Raw genomic sequence first — 25,692 nt, forward strand, 5'->3', positions numbered from 1 at the left:
CCGGTAAAAAACGACAGACTTATGAAAAAATACATTTTAGCGCTTACCGCCACGGCGACCCTGCTGGGAGCCTGCGAGGTGGACGACAAATACTACGGCAAAGAGGTGGTGGATCCGGCCGAGAAGCTCGAACCCGCTTACGGGGAGGACTGGACCGCCCATGCCGACAAGATCGACGAGAAGCTGATCGAGAATTTCATGAATACCGACCGCGGCACATTCTGGTATACCGATCAGGACCGCACGAACGAATCGACCTACTGCTACTGGCCGCAGGCTCATGCGATGGACGTGCTCATAGACGCTTACCTGCGTATTCCCGAAGGCGACGCCCGCCGCGACACCTATGCCGGCTACATGTCCAAATGGTACGAGAACAAGGGCAACAACTACGGCAACAGCTATTGGGGAACTTACGGTTTCGGCAATGCCTACACCGACGACTCGGAGTGGATCATCCTGACGCTGATCCGCATGTACGAGGCTACCGGAGTACAGAAGTACCTCGCCGCCGCTCGCAAGACCTACGAGGAGACGGTGATCGCCCGCTGGACCGAAGACGAGAACGGCGGCGGCATCCGCTGGAGCTTCGACGCCGAGAACAGCAAGAACGCCTGCTCGAACGGTCCGGGCGCCCTCTGCGCCATGCGCCTGTGGGCCAACAGCCCCAAAGGAGCCGAGAGGGATCAGTATCTGGCCGATGCGAAGAAGATTTACAACTGGCTCAGCTCGACGCTCTACAATCCGCTGACGGGCGCCGTGTCCGACAACATGAAGAACGGCGTGATCAATGGCGGCGCGCTGACCTATAATCAGGGTACGTTCATGGGCGCCGCGCACGAGCTTTACAAGGCCACGGGCGACGCCAAATACATGACCGACGCCGCGCGCGCGGCGCGTTACACCATGAAGTCGATGGTGACCAACGGGGTGCTGAACAACGAAGGTTCGGGCGACAATGCGCTTTTCAAGGGGATTTTCGTCCGCTATGCGATGAACGTCTGGAAGGACGCTTCGGTCGATAAGGCAGATGCGGGGCTGCGCCGGGAGATCGAGGAGTTCCTGATCTACAACGGGCTGGTCTGCTGGCGCGACGGCGTGGACAAGTCGGAGGGATCGAAGTGGTTCTTCGGCGGATTCTGGGGCGAGCCGGGATCTTCGTGGGACGGCCGTCTGAACGAGCAGGTCAGCGCTTCGACGATGATCGAGGCCATGGCGCTGCTGATCGAGTAGGGCGCAAGGTCCTCAGGACAGGCAAAGAGAAAGAGCGGGTTTCGGCCCGCTCTTTCTTCGTTTGATCTGCTCCGCCGGATGTTATGCCGGATTCCGTGTCGTGGCTGTGGCGGCTGTTATGCCGGAGCCTCGCCGGATGTGATGTCATGACTGTGGCGGCTGTTATGCCGAAGCCTCGCCGGATGCCGTGTCGTAGCTGTGGCGGCTGTTATGCCGGAGCTCCGCCGGATGCCGTGTCGTGACTGTGGCCGCTGTCATGCCGGAACTTCGCCGGATACTATGCCGGACTCCGCCGGACGTTACGCCGACCGGTCTGCGGCATCTTCGCTCTCTTCGCCCACTTCCTGACGGATCTGCGAGAGTTTCTCCTTGCGGTAGACTTTGGGCGTGCAGCCGTATTTGGCGGAGAAGCATTTGAAGAAGGTGCCCCGGTTTACGAAGCCCGCCTTGTAGATGATCTCGTCGATCGAGAGCTTCGTGGTCGTGAGCAGCTGTTCGGCCTTGGCCAGCCGGTACTCCTTGATGATGTTGGTCGGCGTCTGGTTGAGGATGCCCTCCAGCCGTCGGTAGAGGTTGCGGATGCTTACGCCCAGTTCGTCGGCGATGAATTTGGTCGAGATCTCCGTGTTGGAGATGTTGTCGTTGATGATCTTCAGCATCCGGTCGATGAACTCCTTGTCGTCCTGATGGAGCATGCGCCCGTCGGAAAGCTCGAAGGCGCTGATCGAGGACTTGTAATAGTCCTTGAGCGACCGGTTGCGGCGGAGCAGCTGCTCGGCCACGGCTTTGAGGTATTCGACGTTGAACGGAAGCGTCAGGCAGATGTCCGCGCCTGACTCCACGCCCTTGATGCGCTCGTCGATCTGCTGGGCCGTCGAGAGCAGGATGACCGGGATGTGCGAGGTCAGCTTGCCCTGCTTGATGAACTGGATGAGCGACAGGCAGTCGGACTGCTCGGAGAGGGCGTCGCAGATGACGATGTCGGGGTGCATCTGCTTGAGCAGCTCGATCATCTCGGTTTTGCCCGACGGCATTTTGATGTTGTAGTCCGCGGCGAAAAGCTCGGCCACGAAATTCATGATCTCCGAATTGTCGTTGACGATGAACACCGTCCTGCGGTTTTTGTCGAACGGGAATTCGCGCCGCGTCACGGTCGGCAGGGGCAGTCCGTATTCTTTGGACGCGGGCACGATGTTGTCTGCGGTCGGGGCGTTTTCGGCCGTGACTTTCAGTTGCGGCAGCAGTACGGTGAAGGTCGTCTGCGCGTTGGGAGTGCTTTCGACCTTGATTTCGCCCTGCATGCGGACCACGATGCTGTGGCAGATCGCCAGACGCAGGTCGCCCTGAAACGAGAGACCGCGCTCGCTCTTGCGTTCGAAATAGTCGAGTACGCGGTAGCGGTCGAAAATCGCTTCGATGTCTTCGAGATTGACGCCCACGCTGTCGTTGGAGGCCGAGATGAGGAGCTTGCCGTTGTCGCTGCGGATCGTGAGACTTACGGCGCCGTTGTAGGGCGTATGCTTGAAGGCATTGGACAGCAGTGTGTTGAGGATCGTCGAAAGTCCGTCGCGGTCGGTCGGCCACACGAGGTTGCGCTCGATGTCCAGCTGGCAGTGGATGCTGTTCTGCTGCGAATATTCGCCGAAGGTCTCGACCATGCTCTGCGCGATTTCGGCCACGGGAACCAGCTCGATGTTTTCGCTTTCGTCGTTCTGCCCCGTGCGGATGCCGCGGAACTCGTGGAGCATGTAGATCAGGTCGTGGAGCTTCGAGACGTTCTGCCGTATGGTCTGCGCGTATTTGAGCACATAGGGGTCCGCCTTGCGGTAGGCGAGTATCTGCTGGCAGGGAGCGGAGATCATCGTCAGCGGCATTGACAGCTCCTGCGTGATGTTCGAGAAGAAGCGCATCTTCGATTCATAGACCTCCTCCTTGCGGCGGATTTCGAGCCGCTGCAGCTTCTCGGCGCGACGGCGTCGGTAGCGGAGCAGGTAATGGCGGATGACGCCCCCGACTACGGCCAGCAGCAACAGCACGTAGAGACATTTGGCCGCCGCGGTCGCATACCACGCCGGTTTGAGACGTATCGGCAGCGAATAGACCGGACTTTCGGCCCCGGTAATGTTGTTGCGGTAACGCACGTCGAGCCGGTAGGTGCCGGCCGGCAGATCGGCGAACGAGAGTTGCGACGACGCGCCGGCCCACTGGTCGTTGTAGCCGTCCAGACGGCTGTAATAGCTGTAGTTGCTGCCGTTCACGTAGTCGAGCGCCGAGACCGTGATCTCGAAGATGCGCTGTCCGTGTCTGAGCGTCAGCACGCCGTCGCGGGAGAGCATGTCGCCGATGTTGCGGATGCCGTCGTTGAGCCGGATGTCGCGGAACAGCATCGGGGGATTGTACTCCTGCTCGCGGAAGCCCGTATCCTCGATGGTCACCAGTCCGTCGATGCCGCCGAAGAAGAGGGTGCCCGTCCGCGGGTCGGCGAAACAGGCCCCGTCGCTGTATTCGATGGTGTTCAGTCCGTACGAATAGCCGTAGGTCACCACGTAGCCCGTGTGGGGCGAGTACTGCACCAGACCGCGGTTGGTGCTCAGCCAGAGGTCGCCCTTGCGGTCTTCGAGAATGCCGTGCACGGTGTTGCGGATGCCCGGAACGTGCGAGGTCGAATCCCGCCGGAATTCGATCAGCCCGCCGCTGGTGCCGAACCACATGGTGCCGTCGCCGCTGCGGTGGATGGCGAAGATGTCGTTGGCGATGGCGCTGCGCCCCGCGTCGAACTTGAAGACTTCGCTGCCGCCGCCTGCGATGTCGTAGCGGACCGCGCCGCCGCCGCGGTTGCCGAACCACATCGCCGAACCGTTTTCGGGGTAGAGCGTGAAGAAGAAGTTCTTGATCTCCAGTTCGTCGTTGAAATGCAGTTGCTCGACCCCGCGTATCGAGGGCTGCGACGCCGTGCCGCCCAGCGTCACGCGGAATACGCCGCAGCCCACCGTGGCCACCCACAGCGTGTCGGGCGAAGTCTCGTACAGGGCGTGTATGTATTTGAGCGGCGCCGGGGTGCGGAGCGTGCGGATGCGCCGGTCGCCGTACGAATAGTAGTTCAGTCCTTCGCCGTCGGTGCCGATCCAGAGCAGGTTGCGTCTGCTGCGGGCAAAGGCGTAGACCGAATTGTCGAGCAGCTCGCTGTTGCCGGTCGTGAGCTGTTGCACATGCGCCGGGGTGAACTCCTTGCGGTCGTAGAAGTCGGCGATGCGCAGGATGCCTTCGCCTTTGGTTCCGACCCAGAGCGTCCGCTCGTCGTCGATGTAGAGCGCGCGGACGGGTTTCGAGAGGTTGTAGGGCAGTTGGTTGAAGGTGATCGAGCGGAACGCCGTGGCGTTGCGCGTATGCTGGTAGAGTCCCTGTCCGTCGGTGCCGATCCATACGATCTCCTGCCGGGCGTCGCGCAGCAGCGAAAAGACGCCGCAGGGGATGTTGATGTGCTCGGTGGCGTATTTCACGCTCTGTTCGGGCGTGGTGCGCAGCCGTATGACGCCGTTGGTATAGAATGAGACGATGTAGTCGCCGCCGTCGCGGACGATGCTCGACACGCTGCCCATGCGTGCCATCTCGTCGCTCATGTCCTTGTTGTAGATCAGGCGGCGCTCCCGGATGTCGAATTCGTAGAATATGTGATTTTCGTCGATGAAGAAGCCGCTGCCGTTTTCGGCGAACGCGTATTCGGGATTCGAGACCGTGGGGAACCGTTCGGGCTGTTCGATGCCGATCCGGTCGTTGTTTTTGTCCGGGAATGCGACCGGTATGCGGAAGATTCCTTTGCGGGAGAATACCCACAGGGCGCCGTCGTCGTCCAGCTGCATGTCGAGGATGTCGGCGTAGTCGATGCCGGACATGGGCTGTACGGAGCTGAACCGGCGCGCCGCCGGGTCGTAACAGCTGAATTTGTTGTCCTGCGTGACGACGAGCACCTCGTCGCTGCGCCGTGTCACGATTTTGTACATTCCTTGGAAGTCCGCATGGCGTTCGACCCGCTTGCTGTCGGGGTCGAAGAGGTCCAGTCCGTAGTTGGTGCGGATCCAGAAGAGCGAGTCCGTGGTGACGGCGATCTCCTCGATGAGATTTCCTGACAGCGGAGTCTCTCCGCCCCAGTCGTTCGGGAAGAGCCGCATCCGCTCTCCGTCCCACATATTCAGGCCGTCGCAGCTTCCGACCCAGATGAATCCGTGTTTGTCCTGAGCCAGCGAAAGTATGGCGTTGTTTGATATCCCTTCGCGGCTCGATATCTGCCGCAGGTTGCTGGCGCGGACTGCCGTACAGAACAGCAGGAGCAGCCAGACGAGACCGGGTTTTCGTGTCATGGGAACTGTCGGTTAGGTAGGTTTGAACTCTTTTGTGCAAATTTATGCAAAATACGGCTTAAATCGGATAAATATTGTGTCGAAAAGTCCAGAAAACAGACAAAAATCGTATTTTTGCGGTTGCAAAACCGGACCCGACGCCCCGATATGCGGGGCCGGAAGCGTGAAAATGCCTGTTCAGGAGTGTTTGGCACGTATCTGTACTATTTCTTCATGGATACGGACTGCCGATTCCCCGGCGTTTTCTAATTTTGTTAGCGAAAACCCGAAACCCGTATGACCTGCATGAAAAAAATCGTACTCTTGTCGCTGGCTCTTTTCTCCGTCGCGGCGCTTCGTGCCGATGGACCGGTGGACTGGGCGCAGTACGGACGTTATGAACTTCAGAATGCCGTATTGGACCGGCCCGTCGAGGTGGTCTTCATGGGCAATTCCATCACCGACAGCTGGATTCGCGTCGATCCCGATTTCTTCGAACAGAACGGTTTCCTCGACCGCGGTATCAGCGGGCAGACGACCGTCCAGATGCTCGCCCGTTTCCGCAGCGACGTGATCGACCTGAAACCCCAAGTCGTGGTCATTCTGGCGGGCATCAACGACATCGCGCGGAACAACGGCCCCATAGAACTCGAAAACGTCTTCGGCAACATCGTCTCGATGTGCGATCTGGCCCGCTACAACGGGATCAAGGTGGTGCTTTGTTCGTTGCTGCCCTGCGACCGCTTCTCGTGGCGGCCCGAAATGGAGCCTGCCGAGGAGGTCCGACGACTCAATACGATGCTGGAACGCTATGCCGCGGAGCAGAAGATTCCCTATGTGGATTACCATCGGGCGCTCGATAACGGCAGCGGCGGAATGTCCGAAGAGCTCTCCCAAGACGGCTGTCATCCGGTTCTTTCCGGCTATTTGCGGATGGAGTCGCTGGTCGTCGAAGGCATCAACCGGGCGCTCGGCGTTCAGAAAACATGGTATACAACCGTATTGCCTGCAAAATAACCGATAAATGATGAAGAAACTGCTTATTATGGCTTTTGCCGCGTCTGTTTTCGCGGCTTGCTGCAACAACGGCGGCGCGGCGTGCGACGCCCGCAATCTCGATCGCGCAAAGGCGACGCTCGATTCGATATACGCGCATTACGGCGTGGCCGAAAACCGCCTGCTGCGCGAGAACTATCCGTTCAATGTGGATTATACGGCGAGCTACCTCGCTTCGGCGGATCAGGCGCGCCCCAATCCCTATTCCTACCTCTGGCCCTTTTCGGGAACCCTCTCGGCCGTGAATACGATTCTCGAAGCCGACGCGTCGTACCGCAGCGTGCTCGACGGGCGCGTACTGCCGGGGCTGGCCGAATACCTCGACACGACGCGCATGCCCGCGGCCTATGCCTCCTATATCAATACGGCCTCCGCTTCGGACCGCTTTTACGACGACAATGTCTGGCTGGGCATTGATTTCTGCGATATCTACGAAGCCACGGGCGACAAAAAGTACCTCGCCGAAGCCGAGATGATCTGGAAATTCATCGAGAGCGGCACGGACGACGTGCTGGGCGGCGGCATCTACTGGTGCGAACAGCAGAAACATTCGAAGAATACCTGCTCGAACGCTCCCGGTACGGTCTACGCGCTGAAACTCTACGCCGCCACGGGCGACGAACGCTATCTCGCGCAGGGCAAGGCGCTCTACGCTTGGACCAAGAAACACCTGCTCGATCCCGAAGACGGCCTTTATTTCGACAACATCGGCCTCGACGGCAGGATCGGCCGCGCGAAGTTCGCCTACAACAGCGGACAGATGGTGCAGGCCGGGGCGCTGCTCTACAAGGCGACGGGCGACGAAAGCTACCTGAAAGACGCCCAGCGTACGGCGGCGGCCTGCTACGACCGCTTCTTCGGGGAGTTCACGCCCCAAGGCGGCGAGACCTTCCGCATCATCAACAAGGGCAACGTGTGGTTCTCGGCGGTGATGGTGCGCGGACTGGCCGAACTCTACGCCATCGACGGCAATGCGGCTTACCTCGGCGACGTGCAGCGCACGCTCGACTATGCGTGGGAGCATGCCCGCGATGCGCAGGGGCTGTTCGAGACCGACTTTACGGGGGCGGACAAGCAGTCCGAGAAGTGGCTGCTGACGCAGGGCGCCATGGCCGAGATGTACGGACGCATGAGCGGCGTGAAACTGGACCAGACAAAATAACCATACTCAACTTACACATTGCAACAAAATGAAAATGAAGAAAATCCTTAACATCTGCCTTGCGGCCGCCGTGGTGTGCGCCGCAGAGGGCGTCTCGGCCCGCACGGTGAGCCTTTCCGCTCCCGCCGAAGCCCCGCAGCCCGCTGCGCGCGAAGCCGCAGCTCCGATGCCTGCCGACAATACGCGTATGGCCAAGCCCGGCAAGAAGACCAAAGCGCAGACGCCGGCCGCATATGCCGCGACGAACCGTCCCGCCGAAGCCGAACGTCTGTTCCGCTCGGAAGCCGTGGAACAGGAGATCGCCCGCATCAAGGGTGTGCTGACCAACGCCAAGCTGGCGTGGATGTTCGAGAACTGCTTCCCCAATACGCTCGACACGACGGTCCGCGCCCGCAAGGACGCCAACGGCAAGGACGATACGATCGTTTATACGGGCGATATCCATGCCATGTGGCTCCGCGACTCCGGTGCGCAGGTGTGGCCCTATCTCCAGCTGGCCAATAAGGACGAGCACCTGCGCAGCATGCTGGCGGGCGTTATCCGCCGCCAGTTCAAGTGCATCGAACTCGATCCCTACGCCAACGCATTCCTCGATCCCTACGATCCGAATCCCGACCACCAGTGGATGAGCGACCAGACCGAGATGCGCCCCGAACTCCACGAGCGCAAGTGGGAGATCGACTCGCTCTGCTACCCGCTGCGGCTGGCTTATCAGTACTGGCTGACGACGGGCGACGCTTCGGTTTTCGACGAGCACTGGATGGCCGCCATCAAGAATATCCTGAAGACCTTCCGCGAGCAGCAGCGCAAGGAGGGACTGGGTCCTTACACCTTCATGCGTGTGACCGACCGTCAGCTCGACACGGTCTGCAATGCGGGCAAGGGCAATCCGGTGAACCCCGTGGGGCTGATCGCTTCGGTGTTCCGTCCTTCGGACGACGCCACGACGTTCCTGTTCCTCGTGCCGTCGAACTTCTTCGCCGTGACTTCGCTGCGCAAGGCCGCCGAGATTCTGACCAAGGTGAACGACGAGCCGGCGCTGGCCGCCGAGTGCACCGCGCTGGCCGCCGAGGTCGAGACCGCGCTCAAGAAGTATGCGACTTACAATCATCCCGAATTCGGCACGATCTACGCATTCGAGGTGGACGGTTTCGGCAACCGCTTCCTGATGGACGACGCCAACGTGCCGAGCCTGCTGGCGATGCCTTATCTGGGCGATATGGACGTGAACGATCCGATCTACCAGAATACGCGCCGTTTCGTGTGGAGCGAGGCGAACCCCTACTTCTTCCGCGGTACGGCGGGCGAGGGCATCGGGGGGCCGCATATCGGTTACGACATGGCATGGCCGATGAGCATTATGATGAAGGCTTTCACGTCGCAGGACGACGCCGAGATCAAACGCTGCGTCGAGATGCTGATGACCACCGACGCCGGAACGGGCTTCATGCACGAGTCGTTCAACGTGAACGATCCCGCGGACTTCACCCGCTCGTGGTTCGCATGGCAGAACACGCTGTTCGGCGAGCTGATTCTCAAGCTGGTGAACGAGGGCAAGACCGATTTGCTGAATTCGATAGAGGTTAAATAGGTTAATTTACGGAGGGTCGCGGTCTGACTGCGGCCCTCTTTTTTTATGACGCTCCGCTAATCCCGAATGATGATGAAACGATTATTCACGCTGTTGTGCGCGCTGACGTTGGCCTGCGCCGCCGAAGCCAAAACCGTCGAGGCCGCGTCGCCCGGCGGAAATCTCCGACTTGCGGTCGATGTCGCGGACCGGATCACTTACGGCCTTTGGTCCGGGGAGGACAAGATATTGGAAAACTGTACGCTGTCACTGACGCTTGCCGACAGGACGCTGGGCGAAAAGCCCCGCCTGCGGAGCGTGAAGCGTTCGTCGGCCGACGAGGTGCTCGAACGGCGCAATCCGACCAAGAACGCTTCGGTGCGCAACCGTTACAACGCCGTGCGGCTCAATTTCGCAGGCGGTTACGCCGTGGAGTTCCGGCTGTTCGACGACGGTGCGGCCTACCGTTTCGTGACGTCGCTTCCGGGCGAGGTCGAGGTCATGGGCGAGGCGTGCCGGCTGGGATTTCCCGCCGGAAGCGAAGCGTGGCTTTCCGAGGTGGACGGCTTCCGGTCGATGTACGAGGAGCCTTATACCCGTGTGGCGACGGCGGAATACGATTCGGCGGACCGCATGAGCTACCTGCCCGTGCTGGTCGGCATGCCCGGCGGTAAGAAAGTGCTGCTGGCCGAATCCGACGTGCGCGATTACCCCTGCATGTTCGTCCGGGGCGACGGCGCGGGCGGCTTTGAATCGCTGTTTCCGCGTGTGCCCAAGGAGTATGCCCCCGCCGGCGACCGCAGTCTGAAGATCGTCGCGGAGGAGCCGTATATCGCCCGCACCCAAGGAACGCGCACCTTCCCGTGGCGTGTGGCGGTCGTTGCGGAAAAGGACGCCGCCCTGCTGGAGAACGAGCTGGTCTGGCTGCTCGCCGAACCTGCGGCCGACGCCGACTGGGAGTGGGTGAAACCGGGGCTGGTCAGCTGGGACTGGTGGAACGGCATGCGCCTGACGGGCGTCGATTTCCGGGCCGGGCGCAATACCGAGTCCTACCGTTACTACATCGACTTCGCCGCCCGATACGGTATTCCCTATATCATCATGGACGAGGGCTGGTCGGCTTCGACGACCGACGTCTTCCATCCCAATCCCGATCTCGATCTGCAGGAGCTGATCGCCTACGGCCGGGAGCGCAACGTGCAGATCGTACTTTGGCTGACGTGGTTGGCGGTCGAGAAGGACATGGACCGGCTCTTCGCGACGCTGGAGGAGTGGGGGATTCCCGGAGTGAAGATCGACTTCATGGACCGCAGCGACCAGTGGATGGTCGGCTATTACGAACGGGTGATGAAGTGCGCCGCCCGGCACCGCCTTTTCGTCGATATGCACGGCTCCTATACACCCAAGGGGCTTTACCGCACCTATCCCAACCTGCTCACCTACGAGGGGGTGCTCGGCATGGAGCAGGGGGCCCGCTGCAAGCCCGAAAACAGCAACTGGCTGCCCTTTATCCGCAATGCCGTAGGACCGATGGACTTCACGCCCGGCTCGATGTTCTCGGCGCAGCCTGAGGACAACCGTTCGACGGGGGCCAATCCGATGGGAACGGGTACGCGCGCCTACCAGATGGCGCTCTACGTGGTTTTCGAAAGCCCGCTGCAGATGCTCGCCGACAATCCGGTGCTCTACCGCCGCGAGCATCCCTGCACGGAGTTTCTCGCCGCGGTTCCCACCACGTGGGACAGCCTGCGCGTCCTGCACGCCGCATGCGGCCGTGAGGTCGTCGTGGCGCGCCGCAAGGGCGACAAGTGGTACGTGGGCGGCATTACGAACGACCGGCCCTATACGACCGAAATCGCGCTCGACTTCCTGCCTGCGGGCCGTACCTTTACGATGACTTCGTTCGAGGACGGGGTGAATGCCGACCTGCAGGCCACGGACTACAGAAAACGGGTGCGCGAGGTGGACGCTTCGACCGTCGTGAAGGTGGAGATGGTGCGCAACGGCGGCTGGGCGGCCGTGATCGAATAGCGGGGCGGGATTTTTCAACCCTTTCCTGCATTTGGGCTTATGGCGGTTGCGGGGCTTTGGCTCCGTGTCCGGAGACGTGGATTATGAAAAAGGAGATGCCGAAAAGCATCTCCTTTTACTTTGTAGTGTGTGCGCGTTCTGCGGCGATTCGTTTTGCAGGCATGCGTTGCCGCGGGACGCATTTTGCGGCGACTTGCAGATGATGCGGGCGCGTACCGGATACGGCCGCATTGTGTTGTGGCCGCGCCGTTTAGGCGGTGATTCGTTTCGCAGGCGTGCGTTGCCGCGGGACGCATTTTGCGGCGACTTGCAGATGCTGCGGGCGCGTACCGGATACGACCGCATTGTGTTGTGGCCGCGCCGTATAATAGTGCGGCTGTTGCCGTTGCGGTGGTGTATACTGCGCCGCGGCAGGTGCTTGGGCACTGCGGCGTGATGCGCCGTTAGGCGTCTTGAAGCGATGTCGCAAGTTCCCCGGTTTGCGGCGCATATTCCCGCATCCGGTAGAGCTGGTCCCGCAGGCGCGGGATGAAGCCCGCTTCGCGGATGGCGGACTGAATGCCTTCGGCGTCGAAACTGTTGTGCGCCCCGGCCGACGATACGACGTTCTCTTCGATCATGATCGACCCCATGTCGTTGGCTCCGCTGTGCAGGGCCGCCTGTGCCGTGGCCTTGCCCACGGTGAGCCACGAAGCCTGAATGTTGGGGATATTGTGCAGCATCAGCCGGCTCACGGCGATGATGCGCAGGTATTCGAGCGGCGAAAAGCGGGTTTCCACGCCCTGCCGTTCCAGCTCGGTGCCCGTCGAACGGAAAATCCACGGGATGAAGGCGATGAAGCCGTAATTGCCTTCGGGACAGCGGGTCTGCAGGTCGCGGATGCGCAGCAGGTGGTCGATGCGCTGGTGCGGCGTCTCGACGTGCCCGTACATCATCGTCGCCGAGGTCGGCAGATTCAGGCAGTGGGCTTCGTGCATCACGTCGAGCCACTTCTCGACCGAAGGTTTGGCGGGGGAGATGGCCCGGCGCACGTCTGAATCGAGCATCTCGGCTCCTGCGCCCGGCAGCGAATCCAGTCCCGCGGCCATCAGGCGGCGCAGGGTTTCGAGCGTCGTCAGCCCGCTTATGCGGGCGATATGCGCCACTTCGGGCGCGCCCAGCGCATGCAGCCGCAGCGAAGGGTAGCGCGATTTCAACCCGCTGAACAGCCGTTCGTAGAAGTCGATCTTCAGTCCGGGGTGCAGGCCGCCCTGCAACAGCAGCTGGTCGCCGCCCAGACGGAGCGTGCGGTCGATTTTTTCGCAGTACTGCTCCATCGTGGTGATGAACGCCCGGTCGGTCTGGTGGGGTTTGCAGTGGAAGTTGCAGAACTTGCAGCCCGAAATGCAGACGTTGGTGATGTTGACGTTGCGGTCGATCTGCCACGTCACGACCTGAGGATCGGGAACCACGGCGCGGCGCACCTCGTCGGCCACCAGCGCCAGCTCCTGCAGCGGGGCTTCGTCGTAGAGCCGGTAGGCTTCTTCGCGCGAGAGCGGCTCCCGCCGCCGGCATTTGTCGTAGATGCGCTGCACGGCCTATCGGTTTTTGCGGCGGTTGCTGCGGCGTACCTGCGGTCCCTGCCCTTCGGCGGGCGCCGGGGTGCGGAGTCCGTCGAGCAGCACCTCGAAATCGAGCTGGCGTTTCTGCAGGTCGGCGCGTTTGACGCGGATGCGCACGGCGTCGCCCAGCGTCATGCGGCGGCCCGTCGAGCGGCCGATGATCTGGTAGTTGGGCTCGTCGAACTGGAAGAAGTCGCCGTCGATGTCGCGCAGGAACGACATGCCCTCGATATGGGTCTCGTCCAGCTCGACATAGATTCCCCACTCGGTGAGTCCCGAAATATGTCCTTCGAACTCTTCGCCGATGCGCTCCTTCATGAATTCGACCATCTTGTACTTGATCGACGCGCGCTCGGCTTCGGCGGCGATGACTTCGCGTTCCGAAGCGCGGAAGCACAAATCTTCGAGCATCGCCTTGTCGGCCGCCTTGCCGTCGGCGAGATAGCGCGCCAGCAGGCGGTGGACCATCATGTCGGGGTAGCGGCGGATGGGCGAGGTGAAGTGCGTGTAATAGGGGAATGCCAGTCCGTAGTGGCCGATGTTGTCGGTCGTGTAATACGCCTTGGCCATCGACCGCACGGCCATCGTCGATACGGCGTTCTCCTCGGTCGTGCCCTTGATCTGGGCGAAAAGCTTGTTCAGCTCCTTGGCTATGGCGCGGCCCTTGGTGGCCTTGAAGATATGTCCGAAGCGGAGGATGAACTGCCGGAAGCGGTCCAGCTTCTCCTCGCTCGGCGAGTCGTGGACGCGGTAAACCATCGGACGTTCGACGGTGCGGCCCTTGTCGGTCTTGCGCTTGCCGCAGAACTCCGCGACGCGGCGGTTGGCCAGCAGCATGAACTCCTCGATCATCTGGTTCGATTCCTTCTGCTCCTTGAAATAGACGCCCAGCGGTTTGCCTGTCTCGTCGAGTTTGAATTTCACCTCTTCGCGGTCGAAGCTGATCGCGCCGTTCTTGAACCGTTGCCGGCGAAGCGCCTGCGCCAGCCTGTTGAGCGTCAGGATCTCTTCGGCATAGTCGCCGCGGCCCGTCTCGATCACCTCCTGCGCCTCGGCATAGGTGAAGCGGCGGTCGGAGTAGATCACCGTGCGGCCGAACCACTCTTCGAGGATGTCGAGGTTCTCGTTGAGGGTGAAGACCGCCGAGAAACAGAGACTCGTTTCGTGCGGGCGGAGCGAACAAAGCTCGTTCGAAAGCCGTTCGGGCAGCATCGGCACGGTGCGGTCCACCAGATAGACCGAGGTGCCGCGTTCGACGGCTTCGTCGTCGATCGTCGATTGGGGGCGCACGTAGTGGGTCACGTCGGCGATATGCACGCCGATCTCCCAGATGCCGTCCCGGACCCTGCGCACCGAAAGCGCGTCGTCGAAGTCCTTGGCGTCGGCCGGGTCTACCGTGAAGGTCGTCACCTGCCTGAAGTCGCGGCGTGCGGCGATCTCCTTGGCGGTGATGCTGCCGTCGATGGCCTCCGCTGCCTGCTCGATTTCGGGGTCGAAGCGGTAGGGCAGCTCGTATTCGGCCAGAATGGCGTGCATCTCCGTGTCGTTGTTGCCCGCCATGCCGAGCCGTTCGACCAGCTCGCCCACGGGGCTTTTGCTGCCTTCGGCCCAGTCGGCGATGCGGACCACGACCTTTTCGCCGTCTTTCACGTCGGGGTATTGCTTTTTCGAGAGGTAGATGTCCATCGGCATGCGGCGCGAGTCGGCCCGCACGAAGATCTGGTGCGCGCCCACCTCGGCCACGCCGACATAGGGTTTGCGGCTGCGCTCGACGATGCGCGTGATTTCGCCTTCGAGTTTCCCGTCGCGGCCGCGGTGGATGGCCACCACCTCCACGCGGTCGCCGTTCAGGGCGTTGGCCGTGTTGCGCTGGTTGACGAAAATATCGTTCTCCTCGCCCTCGACCCGTACGTATATCGAACCGCTCGCCGTCATGTCGGCGATGCCTTCGAAGTGGGGCAGGTGCTTGTGCGTGAGCCGGTATTTCTCGCGGGCGCACTCTTCGACGATGCCTTCGTCGTGCAGGCGTCCCAGTATTTCGAACGTCTCGCGGCGTCCCTCTTTCGTCGCGCCGCCCGAAGCCGACGCGAGGTGTTTGAGCGAGAATTTATTATTGGGGAATTCACGGAAGAGACTCAGGATGACTACCGCCCGATCCGTGTTTTTCGCGCCCCTTGCGGGACGGTTCTTTTGTGATTGCTTTTTCATTTCTTCAGAATTTGGAGGGCGAGACGTTTCATGTAGTCTATGCCCGTGTCGATGGCCCCTTCGTCGGGGTTGAACGTCGCCGTATGGGGCTGTCCGGCCGCGGCGCCCACGCCCAGCCGGTAGAACAGCGACGGATATTTGGTACAGTAGAAGCCGAAATCCTCCGCCGTGGTGCGCAGCGGCAGCATTTTGACCCGCAGTCCGGCTTCCGCGGCCAGCGCCGCCGCATGCTTGACCAGCGCGGCGTCGTTCACTACGCAGGGGTAGCCCCGGCTGATATCGACGTCGGTCCGCACGCCGTGGCGCTTGTCGATGTCCGCGGCGAAGTTGCGGATGCGTTTGTGGATGATTTCGCGCTCGCGCTCGTCGAAGGTGCGAAGCGTGCCTTCGAGATAGACCTGATCGGGCACGATGTTGGTGGCGCCCCCGGCTTCCACGCGGCCGATCGAGAGCACGCACTCTTCGTGGTTGAGCGCCACGAGCCGCGTCACGAACTCTGCGGCGGCCGCCACCGGATCCTTGAGTTGCGGGCGCATGGCCCCGTGGCCGCCCGTCCCGTGCACCGTGAAGCGCAGTTCGTCGCTTGCGGCCATGTATTTGCCGGCGCGGAATCCGAGCGTCCCGACTTCGAGCTGCGGCTCGACGTGTTCGCCGACCACGGCCCGGACGTCGTAGCCTTCGAACGGATTTTCGGCCAGCACCAGCGACGCACCGCCCGGATTGCACTCCTCGCCCGGCTGGAACAGCCCGAAGATCGTGCCGCGGAAATCCGGCTCGGCGGCCAGCTGCTGCAACACGCCGAACAGCACCGCGGCGTGCATGTCGTGGCCGCAGGCGTGCATGACCCCTTGGTTGCGGGAGCTCCAGTCTGCGTCGTTCCGCTCGTCGATCGGCAGGGCGTCGATGTCGGCGCGCAGTACCACGGCCCGGCGTTTGGGGTCGGCTTTGCCGCGGCCTTCGATCTTAGCCAGCACGCCCGTTCCGGCTATGGGACGGTGCTCGATGCCCAGCTCCGAGAGCCGGGCGGAGATAAAGGCCGCCGTGTCGTGCTCCCTGAACGACAGTTCGGGGTGCATGTGCAGGTGACGGCGGAATTGGATGGGATTCATTTCAGTTAAAATATCGCTTTTGCTATCTTGATGATATTGTCGGCCTTGCCCATCGGGTAGTAGTGCAGTACGGGGACTCCGGCCTGTTTCAGCTCCCGGCTCTGGGCGACGGCCCATTCGGTGCCGACTTCGCGGATCGCCTTCGGGTCCTCCCGGTGGCGCAGGACTTCGCGTTCCAGCTCTTCGGGAATGCGGCAGCCGAAGGTCTGCGGCAGCAGCGTCAGGTGGCGCAGTGTCGAGAGGGGTTTGATGCCGGGGATGATCGGCACCGCGATGCCCGCTTCGCGGCAGCGGCGCACGAAGTCGAAAAAGCGGGCGTTGTCGTAGAAGAGCTGTGTGACGATGTACCCGGCTCCGGCGTCGATCTTCGCCTTGAGGGCGGCGATGTCGGCTTCGGGCGAGGGGGACTCTTCGTGCCCTTCGGGGTAGCCGGCCACGCCGATCGAGAATTTCGAGTGGTGGCACTCCTCGACCTCGCCGTCCACGAATTCGCCGCGGTTCATGGCCGCGATCTGCCGCACGAGGTCCACGGCGTGCGAATGGCCCTGCGGGTGGGGCATGAAGAACTTCTCGTTCTGCGATTTGTCGCCCCTGAGCGCCAGTACGTTGTGCAGGCCGAGGAAGTCGAGGTCGATCAGCGCGTCTTCGATGTCGTATTTCGACTGTCCGCCGCAGATCAGGTGCGGCACGACTTCGACGCCGTACTTCTTCTGAATGGCGGCCGAGATGCCCACCGTGCCGGGACGGCGGCGCACCACGTGCCAGTCGATGCCTCCGTCCGGACGCACGGACTGCTTGATTCCCTCGCGGTGGAAGGTGACGTTGATGTAGGCCGGGTCGAATCCGATGAGCCGGTCGATGGCCGCGAATACGCCGCCCATGCCGTCGCCCTTGAGGGGCGGGAGCAGTTCGAACGCGAAGCGCGTGCGGTGTTCGGCGATGGCCGTATTGATTATGTCCAGAACATTCATGGTTCGGTCTGTTGTTGCTTTGGTTCGGCGGGCGGGGCCGCCGGGGCGTTCCCGCGCGTTAAATATTATTGGGTATCAGTTTCTTGATCTCTTCGACCTCCATGCCGCGCCGCCGGGCGTAGTCGAGCAGCTGCTTGGTGTCGATCGTGCCTACGGAGAAGTAGTCGGCGTCGGCGAACATCAGTCCGCAGAGCGCTTCGCCGGGATCGATCATGTAATTCTCGGTGAGCTTCATGCCCGTCGTCATTTCGACCGACAGCAGGTCGAAGACCTCGCGCTTGAGCGAATGGTCGGGCGACGCGGGATAGCCGAAGGCCATGCGGCGGCCGCGGTACTGGCCGCGGACGGTCTGCTGCGGCGTGAGCGGCTCGCCCGTTTCGTAACCCCACATCTGCCGCCGCACGAACGTGTGCACGGCTTCGGCGAAGGCTTCGGTGAGCCGGTCGGCCAGCAGTTTGGCCATGATGGCGCCGTAGTCGTCGCCCTCGGCGCGGAATTTTTCGCAGAGTTCCCTGAGTCCGATGCCGGCGGTGACGGCGAAACAGCCGATCCAGTCGCTGTGCGGCGCGATGCAGTCCGCCAGCGAGCGGTTCTCCTCCCCGCGCGTCTGGTTGCGGAGCATCGCCAGCCGGCGTTCGCGGCCTTTCTGGTCGGTGATCCAGATGTCGTCGCCCTCTGCGCGCGCCGGGAAGATCCCCACGGCGGCCTGCAGCGTGAGCAGCCGCTCGTCGCGGATGCGGGCCAGCAGGGCCTCGGCGTCGGCGAAGACCTTGCGCGCTTCGGCGCCTTTTTCGGGGTGGTCGAGGATTTCGGGATAGCGTCCCTTGAGACCCCATGCCGCGAAGAAGAAGCTCCAGTCGATATAGGGTTCGGCGTCGGCGACGTCGAAGTCGGGGAAGACCATGCGGCCGGGGTGCAGCGGCTCGACGGGCAGGTGCGGGGCGGCGCCTTTGCGGGTCTTGCGGACCTCGACGATCGGAATCAGGTTCCGGGTGCGTTCGGCGCGCAGGTAGTCGCTGCGCAGCGCCTGCTGGTCGGCGCGGACCTTGTCGGCGTACAGCTGGCCGTCGGGACCGAGCAGCTGCGCCAGAATCTGGCTGTTGCGGCTGGCGTTGGGCGAGTGTATCACCAATCCCGAATAGACCGGGGCGATCTTCACGGCGGTATGCAGGTTCGAGGTCGTCGCGCCGCCGATGATGACCGGAAGGCGCAGTGCGCGGCGTTCCAGCTCCTCGCAGACGTGGGCCATCTCGTCGAGCGACGGGGTGATCAGGCCGCTCAGACAGATGCAGTCGGCGCCCCACGCTACGGCCTCTTCGACGATCCGCTGCGACTCGACCATCACGCCGAGGTCCTTTATCTCGTATCCGTTGCAGGCCATCACGACTGCCACGATATTCTTGCCGATGTCGTGTACGTCGCCTTTGACCGTGGCGATCAGCACCTTGCCCGCGTTGTGCGGGGTCTGGGCGCCGCCTTGCTCGATGTAGGGGGTCAGGGCCGCTACGGCGCGCTTCATCACGCGGGCGGTCTTCACGACCTGCGGCAGGAACATCTTACCCTCGCCGAAGAGCGTGCCGACCCGCTCCATGGCGGGCATCAGCAGGGTGTCGATCACGGCCATCGGCGTTCCGAGGGCTTCGTAGCCCTCCAGCGCGTCCTGCTCGATGTAGTCCGCTACGCCCTTGAGCATGGCGTGGCCGATCCGCTCGGCGAGCGTTCCCGCGCGCCATGCGTCGGGGGCCTGCGGCTGGGTTTCGGCCGTGGTGCGCACCTGCTGCGCATATTCGGTGAGCCGTTCGGCGGCGTCGGCCCGGCGGCAGAGGATCACGTCCTCGACGCGTTGGAGCAGTTCGGGTTCGATCTCGCTGTATATCTTCACCATTTGCGGGTTGACGATGCCCATGTCCATGCCCGCGCGGATGGCGTGGTAGAGGAACGCCGAGTGCATCGCTTCGCGCACGGCGTTGTTGCCGCGGAAGGCGAACGAGAGGTTCGACACGCCGCCCGACACCTTTGCGTAAGGCAGGTTTTCCTTGATCCAGCGCGTCGCGTCGATAAAGGCTTTGGCGTAGCCGTCGTGTTCGGGAATTCCCGTCGCCACGGCCAGTATGTTGGGGTCGAAGATGATGTCTTCGGCGGGGAATCCCGCGTCGGTCAGCAGGCGGTAGGCGCGTGAGGCCACCTCGATCTTGCGCTCGCAGGTGTCGGCCTGTCCCTGCTCGTCGAAGAGCATCACCACCGCGGCGGCTCCGTAGCGGTGTATCTCCCGTGCGCGGCGCAGGAATTCGGCTTCGCCCTCCTTGAGCGAGATCGAATTGACCACGGCCTTGCCCTGCGTGACCTCCAGACCCGCCGCGAGCACCTCCCATTTCGAGGAGTCGATCATCGTCGGCACGCGGGCGATTTCCGGCTCCGAGGCCATCAGGTTGAGGAATGTGCGCATGGCTTCGACGCCGTCGATCATGCCGTCGTCCATGCAGACGTCGACGATCTGCGCCCCCGCATCGACCTGCGCACGGGCTACCGACAGGGCCTCTTCGTAATTGCCCTCGCGGATCAGGCGGGCGAATTTGGCCGAGCCTGCGACGTTGGTGCGCTCGCCGACGTTGACGAAATTGGTTTCGGGCGCGATGCGCAGCGGCTCCAGTCCGCTCAGCGTCGTGACGCGGCGCGGCGCCGGAACGGGGCGCGGGGCATAGTTGCAGGCGATTTTCGAAAGTTCGAAGATATGCGCGGGCGTCGTGCCGCAGCATCCGCCGACGATATTGACCAGTCCGCGGCGCATGTATTCGCCCACGTCCTCGGCGAACATCTCCGGGGTCTCGTCGTAGCCGCCCATGACGTTGGGAAGTCCGGCGTTGGGGTGCGCCGAGATACGCAACGGGGCCGTTTCGGCCAGCCGTTCGAGGTAGGGCAGCAGCTGTTTGGCTCCGTAGGCGCAGTTCAGGCCGAGGGAGAGCAGCTGCGCGTGCGACAGCGAGGTGCAGAAGGCCTCGACGGTCTGTCCCGACAGGGTGCGGCCGCTGGCGTCGGCCAGCGTGCCCGACGCCATGACGCGGATCGTGCGGCCGAGTTTTTCGGCCAGCGCGTCGATCGCGTAGAGGGCCGCCTTGGCGTTGAGCGTGTCGAAGATGGTCTCGACCAGCAGGATGTCGGCTCCGCCGTCCAGCAGTCCCCGCGCCTGATCGGTGTAGGCTTCGACGAGTTGTGCGAAAGTCACTTCGCGGGCCGCGGGGTTCGCCACGTCGGCCGACATCGAGGCCGTGCGGTTGGTGGGCCCCATCGAACCCGCCACGAAGCGGGGTTTCTGCGGGTTGCGGGCCGTGAATTCGTCGGCCGCGCTGCGGGCCACGGCCGCCGCCGCACGCGACATTTCGTAGGCATACGCCTCCAGTCCGTAATCGGCCAGCGATACGGCGTTGGCATTGAACGAGTCGGTTTCGATGATGTCGGCCCCCGCCTGCAGGTATTTGACGTGGATTTCGCGCACCGCTTCGGGCCGCGTCAGGGCCAGCAGGTCGTTGCACCCCTTGAGCAGCGCGGGCCACTCGCGGAACCGTTCGCCCCGGTAGTCCTCTTCTGTCAGTCCGTACTGCTGGACCATGGTGCCGAAGCCGCCGTCGAGCAGCAGGATGCGGGATTCGAGTTGTTCGTATATGTCGGCCATTTATTTCTCTCTGATTTCGATTTCAAACAGTTTGTTCCAGTTCTTGCCCGTGACGAGGATGCGCCCTCCGGCCGCGTCGTATGCGATGCCGTTGAGCACGTCGGTCGCCGGGGTCACGTCCTCTTCGGGCAGCAGCCCCGTCAGATCGACGATCCCCTCCACCGCGCCCGTCGCCGGGTCGATGATGACGATTTGGTCGGTGGTGTAGACGTTGGCCCATATCTTGCCGTCGATCCACTCCAGCTCGTTGAGGAAGTTGAGCGTCTCGCCCCGGAGCGTCACCGTGGTACGCTTTTCGCGTTTGAAGGTGGCCGGGTCGAGCGTGTAGATGTTTGCCGTGCCGTCCGACATGTAGAGCTTCTTCCCGTCGGTCGTGAGGCCCCAGCCCTCGCCGGGATAGCGGAACTCCCTGATTTTCTCTCCCGTCCGGGCGTCGTAGACATAGGCTTTGTTCGACTGCCACGTGAGCTGGTAGACCTTGCCGTCCAAGAGGGCGATCCCTTCGCCGAAGTCCTCCTTGGGAAGACGTGCGAAGACCTCCGCGCGGCCCGTCGCGAGGTCGAGCGTCTGCACGACCGATTCGCCGTGCTGGCCCGTGCCTTCCCACAAACGGCCGTCGGCGTATTGCAGGCCCTGCGTATAGCTGGTCGCCGGGTGCGGGTGGACCGCCCGGACGCCGTAGGTGTATTCCTTGGGTTCCGCCGGCGCCGCGGGGCGTTTGGCCCGGACCTGATTGCCGCCGCACGAAGCCAGCAGCAGTCCCGACAGCAGAACGGTAGCGAACTTTCTCATCTCTTTCTTGTGAATTCGTCAGCAAAGACAGCGCGAGCCGGAAACGGAAGCGAATTTATTCGGCCGGGCCGGACGCCGCCTGTCTGAGCGGAGGTTTATCCTCCGCAAAGATAGGAAAAACCCGCCATATGACGAATTTTTTGACTATCTTTGCATTTACCCGCGTTTTCGGATGCCTGCGCATTTTCCGAAAACAGCCTTTGCGGAGTTTGCCGCCGCCGGCTGCAATACACTATATTTTAGAAAAAATATTGGTTTGTCCGCGAAAATCGCTATCTTTGCGAGCCGATTTCGGAAATAAGACAATAACAATATAGAAAGCATTCATTATGAAGATCGTAAGAGAACAACGCGAAGAGAACAATTCGCTGCTCAAGGTAACGGTGGGCGAAGAGGATTACGGCCAAGCCGTCGAGAAAGAGTTGCGCGAATACAGGCGCAAGGCCAATATTCCTGGTTTCCGCCCCGGCATGGTGCCCATGGGTCTCGTCAAGAAGATGTACGGCAAGGGCGTGCTGGCCGAGCAGGCCTACCGCACCGCCTCGAACTCGGTGTTCGAGTATCTCCAGAAGGAGAACATCGACTACTTGGGCGACGTGATTCCTTCGGAAGAGCAGGGCGATTTCGATTTCGAGAACGGCAAGGAGTTCGAATTCGTGTTCGAAATCGGCGAGGCTCCTGAGATAAAACTCGAACTTTCGGACAAGGATAAGCTGACCTACAGCAAGATCAAGGTGGACAAGAAGATGCACGACGACTACCGCGCCAACTACCTGCGTCAGTACGGCCGTCTGGTCGATGCCGACGAGGTGACTTCGGACGAGGCGCTGTCGGTCACGCTCGACAACGGCGAGATGAACGTGGCGGACGCTTACGTGGGCCTGATCTCGATGTCGGAGGAGGAGCGCAAGCCTTTCATCGGCAAGAAGGTGGGCTTCAAGACCGAAGTCAATGTCAACGAACTCTACAAGAACCCGTCGCAGCGCGCCGCCGTGCTGCAGGTCAAGGAGAACGAGCTGGAGGGCATCAAACCCGAATTCACGCTCGAAATCACCAAGATCCGCAAGTTCGCCGAACCTGAGCTGAACGAGGAGTTCTTCAAGACGGCATTCCCCGGTGGCGAGGTGAAGGACGAGGCCGGACTGGACAAGTTCATCGACGCGCGCATCGAGCCGGAGCTGCGCCGCGAAAGCGACTACCTCTTCACGCTCCAGCTGCGCGACTATCTGGTGCAGAAAGCCGGTCTGAAGATGCCCGAAGCGTTCCTCAAACGCTGGCTGTATACGATCAACGAAGGCAAGTTCTCGATGGAGGACATCGACAAGGACTTCGACCAGTTCCTGAAGATGTTCACGTGGAACTACCTGCAGAAGCACTTCATCAAGCAGGACAATATCACGGTGACCAAGGACGAGGCGCTCGCGGAAGCCAAGGCGCTGGCCGCCGCGCAGTTCGCGCAGTACGGCATGCCGTCGGCTCCCGAAGATATGCTGGCCGGCTATGCCGAGAAGATCCTCGCCGACAAGGATCAGGGACAGAAGATCTACGAGAAGCTGTACGAAGTGAAGGTCGTGGAGGATGTGAAGTCGAAGATCAAGGTGACGGAAAAAGCCGTATCTGCCGACGATTTCGCCAAATTGGCCAAGGCGCTTTAGTATTTGCCGAAAAAAGATTATCTTTGGACTTTGCAGGCGTGATGTTTGCAAAGTCCTTTTGTTTGACGATATACAGCTTTAAACGCCGTTTCGGCGACAGTCCCCCGCCCGCAGTTCCCGCCCGGAGCCGGCCGTGGGCCGCGAATAAGAGATGCCGGGCTGCCGGCCGGCGGTAAAAACGATAGCGATAGCGACAAACGATAACGAACGATAACAATTACGATAATTTATTATGTCAGAATTTGAAAAATACGCACGGAAACACTGCGGGATCAGTTCGCTGAAACTGCACGATTTCCAGTCGGTCAGCGGCGCCTACGTGTCGCCTACGATCATCGAAGAGCGTCAGCTGAATATCGCCACGATGGACGTCTTCTCGCGACTGATGATGGACCGCATCATCTTCCTCGGCGCGCCGATCTACGACGACGCGGCCAATATCATTCAGGCGCAGCTGCTGTTCCTCGAATCGGTCGATCCCGAAAAGGACATTCAGATCTATATCAACTCGCCCGGCGGTTCGGTTTCGGCCGGACTGGGCATTTACGACACGATGCAGCTGGTCAATTCCGACGTGGCGACCATCTGCACGGGACTGGCCGCTTCGATGGGCGCCGTGCTGCTCACGGCGGGCGCCAAGGGCAAGCGTTCTGCGCTGCCCCATTCGCGGGTGATGATCCACCAGCCGCTGGGCGGTGCGCAGGGACAGGCCTCGGACATCGAAATCACGGCACGCGAGATCATGAAGACCAAACGCGAACTGTACGAGATTCTCTCGGCCCATTCGGGCGTCGCGCTCAAGAAGATCGAGAAGGACGCCGACCGCGACTACTGGCTCTCGGCGCGCGAAGCCAAGGAGTACGGGCTGATCGACGAAGTGTTATCCAAACGCGGGAAATAATGGCATCGGGAAAAGGCAACAACCATAAGAACGGGGCGGGCGGCGACTGCTGCTCGTTCTGCGGCGCCAAGCGCAGCGACGTGGAGATCATGTTTCAGGGCATCGACGGCGCCAACATCTGCAACAAATGTATTGAGAACGGCTACCGGATCATCGTCGAGAACGACGTGGCTTCGGAGCGCGGCGGCAGCGCCGCCGCTGCGCCGCTCAAGATGGAGGAGCTGCTCAAGCCGGCCCAGATCAAGGATTTCCTCGACCAGTATGTCATCGGTCAGGACGACGCCAAGCGTTATATGGCCGTGGCCGTTTACAACCACTACAAGCGGCTGCTCTACGCCCCCAAGGAGGACGAGGTAGAGATCGACAAGTCGAATATCGTGCTGGTGGGACCCACGGGTACGGGCAAGACGCTGATGGCCCGCACGATCGCCAAACTGCTGAAGGTGCCCTTCACCATCGTGGACGCCACGGTGCTGACCGAGGCGGGCTACGTGGGCGAGGATGTCGAGAGCATCCTTTCGCGGCTGCTGCAGGTCGCCGACTACAACGTCGAGCAGGCCGAACGGGGCATCGTCTTCATCGACGAGATTGACAAGATCGCCCGCAAGGGCGACAACCCTTCGATCACGCGCGACGTTTCGGGCGAAGGCGTGCAGCAGGCCCTGCTGAAGATTCTCGAAGGAACCGTGGTCAACGTGCCCCCTCAGGGCGGGCGCAAGCACCCCGAACAGAAATTCATTCAGGTCGATACGCGCAACATCCTCTTCATCTGCGGCGGCGCGTTCGACGGCGTGGAGAAGAAGATCGCCCAGCGTCTGAACACCCGCGCCATGGGGTACGGACGGCTCCGCGCCGACCGCATCGACCGCAACAACCTGATGCAGTACATCACGCCGCAGGACCTCAAGTCGTTCGGACTGATTCCGGAGCTGGTGGGGCGTCTTCCGGTGCTGACCTACATGCAGCCCCTCTCGCGCGAAGCCCTGCGGTCGATTCTCACCGAACCGAAAAACGCCATCGTCAAGCAGTACAAGCGGCTTTTCGAGCTGGACAACGTCAAGCTTACGTTCGACGACGCGGTGCTGGATTACATCGTGGACAAGGCCGTCGAGTTCAAACTCGGCGCCCGCGGCCTGCGTTCGATCTGCGAGGCGATCATGATGGACACGATGTTCGACCTGCCCTCGACCGACACGCGGAAATTCGTCGTGACGTTGCCATATGCAAAGAAAAAGATAGAAAAAGCAAATATTTTAGAGCTTAAACAAGTTGGGTAGTATCTTTTTTATTACTTTTGTGGCAGAAGATACGCTGATTAATACAAAGACTTTAAAACTTTAAATACTCATGTCATCTACCAATTCCAAACTAACGCGTGTAGCGGACAATATCCGCA

Annotated in this window: 15 protein-coding genes; 8 read left to right on the forward strand and 7 right to left on the reverse strand. The window is 61.6% G+C overall.

The genetic code is table 11. The features are described from left to right. Window positions 1-21 precede the first annotated feature (21 nt). Complete coding sequence (locus HMPREF9720_RS08615; protein WP_009597762.1) at window positions 22-1,233, forward strand: glycoside hydrolase family 76 protein; 1,212 nt, start codon at window positions 22-24, stop codon at window positions 1,231-1,233. A 299-nt stretch (window positions 1,234-1,532) separates the two neighbouring features. Here HMPREF9720_RS08615 and HMPREF9720_RS08620 read toward each other — a convergent pair whose 3' ends face one another. Beyond that, entirely contained in the window at window positions 1,533-5,591 is a 4,059-nt protein-coding gene (locus tag HMPREF9720_RS08620; protein ID WP_009597775.1) for a two-component regulator propeller domain-containing protein, read from the reverse strand. A gap of 276 nt (window positions 5,592-5,867) precedes the next feature. On the opposite strand from HMPREF9720_RS08620, the gene HMPREF9720_RS08625 reads away from it, so the two are divergent. From HMPREF9720_RS08625 to HMPREF9720_RS08640, 4 genes are all read left to right on the forward strand, one after another. Further along, complete coding sequence (locus tag HMPREF9720_RS08625) at window positions 5,868-6,587, forward strand: GDSL-type esterase/lipase family protein (RefSeq protein ID WP_009597777.1); 720 nt, start codon at window positions 5,868-5,870, stop codon at window positions 6,585-6,587. Between the two features lie 10 nt (window positions 6,588-6,597). Then, the gene (locus HMPREF9720_RS08630) at window positions 6,598-7,788 is read left to right on the forward strand and encodes a glycoside hydrolase family 76 protein (protein WP_039940269.1); all 1,191 of its coding nucleotides are present in this window, start codon (window positions 6,598-6,600) and stop codon (window positions 7,786-7,788) included. Between the two features lie 28 nt (window positions 7,789-7,816). Then, on the forward strand, window positions 7,817-9,379 hold the full coding sequence (locus HMPREF9720_RS08635; protein WP_371416332.1) for a glycoside hydrolase family 125 protein: 1,563 nt from the start codon (window positions 7,817-7,819) through the stop codon (window positions 9,377-9,379). A gap of 69 nt (window positions 9,380-9,448) precedes the next feature. Continuing rightward, window positions 9,449-11,389: a glycoside hydrolase family 97 protein gene (locus HMPREF9720_RS08640; protein ID WP_175282404.1), complete on the forward strand. Its 1,941-nt coding sequence runs from the start codon at window positions 9,449-9,451 to the stop codon at window positions 11,387-11,389. Window positions 11,390-11,832: 443 nt separating this feature from the next. On the opposite strand, the gene HMPREF9720_RS08645 is transcribed toward HMPREF9720_RS08640, so the two are convergent. The 6 genes from HMPREF9720_RS08645 to HMPREF9720_RS08670 are packed head-to-tail and all read right to left on the reverse strand — an operon-like array spanning window position 11,833 to window position 21,740. Then, entirely contained in the window at window positions 11,833-12,963 is a 1,131-nt protein-coding gene (locus HMPREF9720_RS08645) for a CofH family radical SAM protein (protein WP_009597748.1), read from the reverse strand. A gap of 3 nt (window positions 12,964-12,966) precedes the next feature. After that, window positions 12,967-15,198, reverse strand: coding sequence for a ribonuclease R (rnr, locus tag HMPREF9720_RS08650; protein ID WP_009597806.1), 2,232 nt, complete (start codon window positions 15,196-15,198; stop codon window positions 12,967-12,969). Next, window positions 15,195-16,307, reverse strand: a complete 1,113-nt coding sequence (locus HMPREF9720_RS08655) for a M20 family metallopeptidase (RefSeq protein ID WP_009597880.1) — start codon at window positions 16,305-16,307, stop codon at window positions 15,195-15,197. The genes rnr and HMPREF9720_RS08655 overlap by 4 nt, the downstream gene beginning before the upstream one ends. Before the next feature lie 5 nt (window positions 16,308-16,312). Next, window positions 16,313-17,278 (reverse strand): methylenetetrahydrofolate reductase, encoded by a 966-nt coding sequence (locus HMPREF9720_RS08660; protein WP_009597798.1) that lies wholly within the window; start codon window positions 17,276-17,278, stop codon window positions 16,313-16,315. Between the two features lie 58 nt (window positions 17,279-17,336). Further along, complete coding sequence (metH, locus tag HMPREF9720_RS08665; RefSeq protein ID WP_009597740.1) at window positions 17,337-20,948, reverse strand: methionine synthase; 3,612 nt, start codon at window positions 20,946-20,948, stop codon at window positions 17,337-17,339. Further along, window positions 20,949-21,740, reverse strand: coding sequence for a glutaminyl-peptide cyclotransferase (locus HMPREF9720_RS08670; protein ID WP_009597823.1), 792 nt, complete (start codon window positions 21,738-21,740; stop codon window positions 20,949-20,951). Window positions 21,741-22,069: 329 nt separating this feature from the next. Here HMPREF9720_RS08670 and HMPREF9720_RS08675 point away from each other — a divergent pair, with 329 nt between their 5' ends. The 3 genes from HMPREF9720_RS08675 (at window position 22,070) to clpX (ending at window position 25,573) form a co-directional block, all read left to right on the forward strand. Continuing rightward, the gene (locus HMPREF9720_RS08675; protein WP_009597757.1) at window positions 22,070-23,395 is read left to right on the forward strand and encodes a trigger factor; all 1,326 of its coding nucleotides are present in this window, start codon (window positions 22,070-22,072) and stop codon (window positions 23,393-23,395) included. 232 nt (window positions 23,396-23,627) lie between these two features. Next, window positions 23,628-24,296: an ATP-dependent Clp endopeptidase proteolytic subunit ClpP gene (gene clpP, locus HMPREF9720_RS08680; protein ID WP_009597808.1), complete on the forward strand. Its 669-nt coding sequence runs from the start codon at window positions 23,628-23,630 to the stop codon at window positions 24,294-24,296. Further along, window positions 24,296-25,573 (forward strand): ATP-dependent Clp protease ATP-binding subunit ClpX, encoded by a 1,278-nt coding sequence (gene clpX / locus HMPREF9720_RS08685; protein ID WP_009597780.1) that lies wholly within the window; start codon window positions 24,296-24,298, stop codon window positions 25,571-25,573. The genes clpP and clpX overlap by 1 nt, the downstream gene beginning before the upstream one ends. Window positions 25,574-25,692: the final 119 nt, after the last annotated feature.

It is taken from the genome of Alistipes sp. HGB5 (assembly GCF_000183485.2).
GTDB classification, from domain to species: Bacteria; Bacteroidota; Bacteroidia; order Bacteroidales; family Rikenellaceae; genus Alistipes; species Alistipes finegoldii.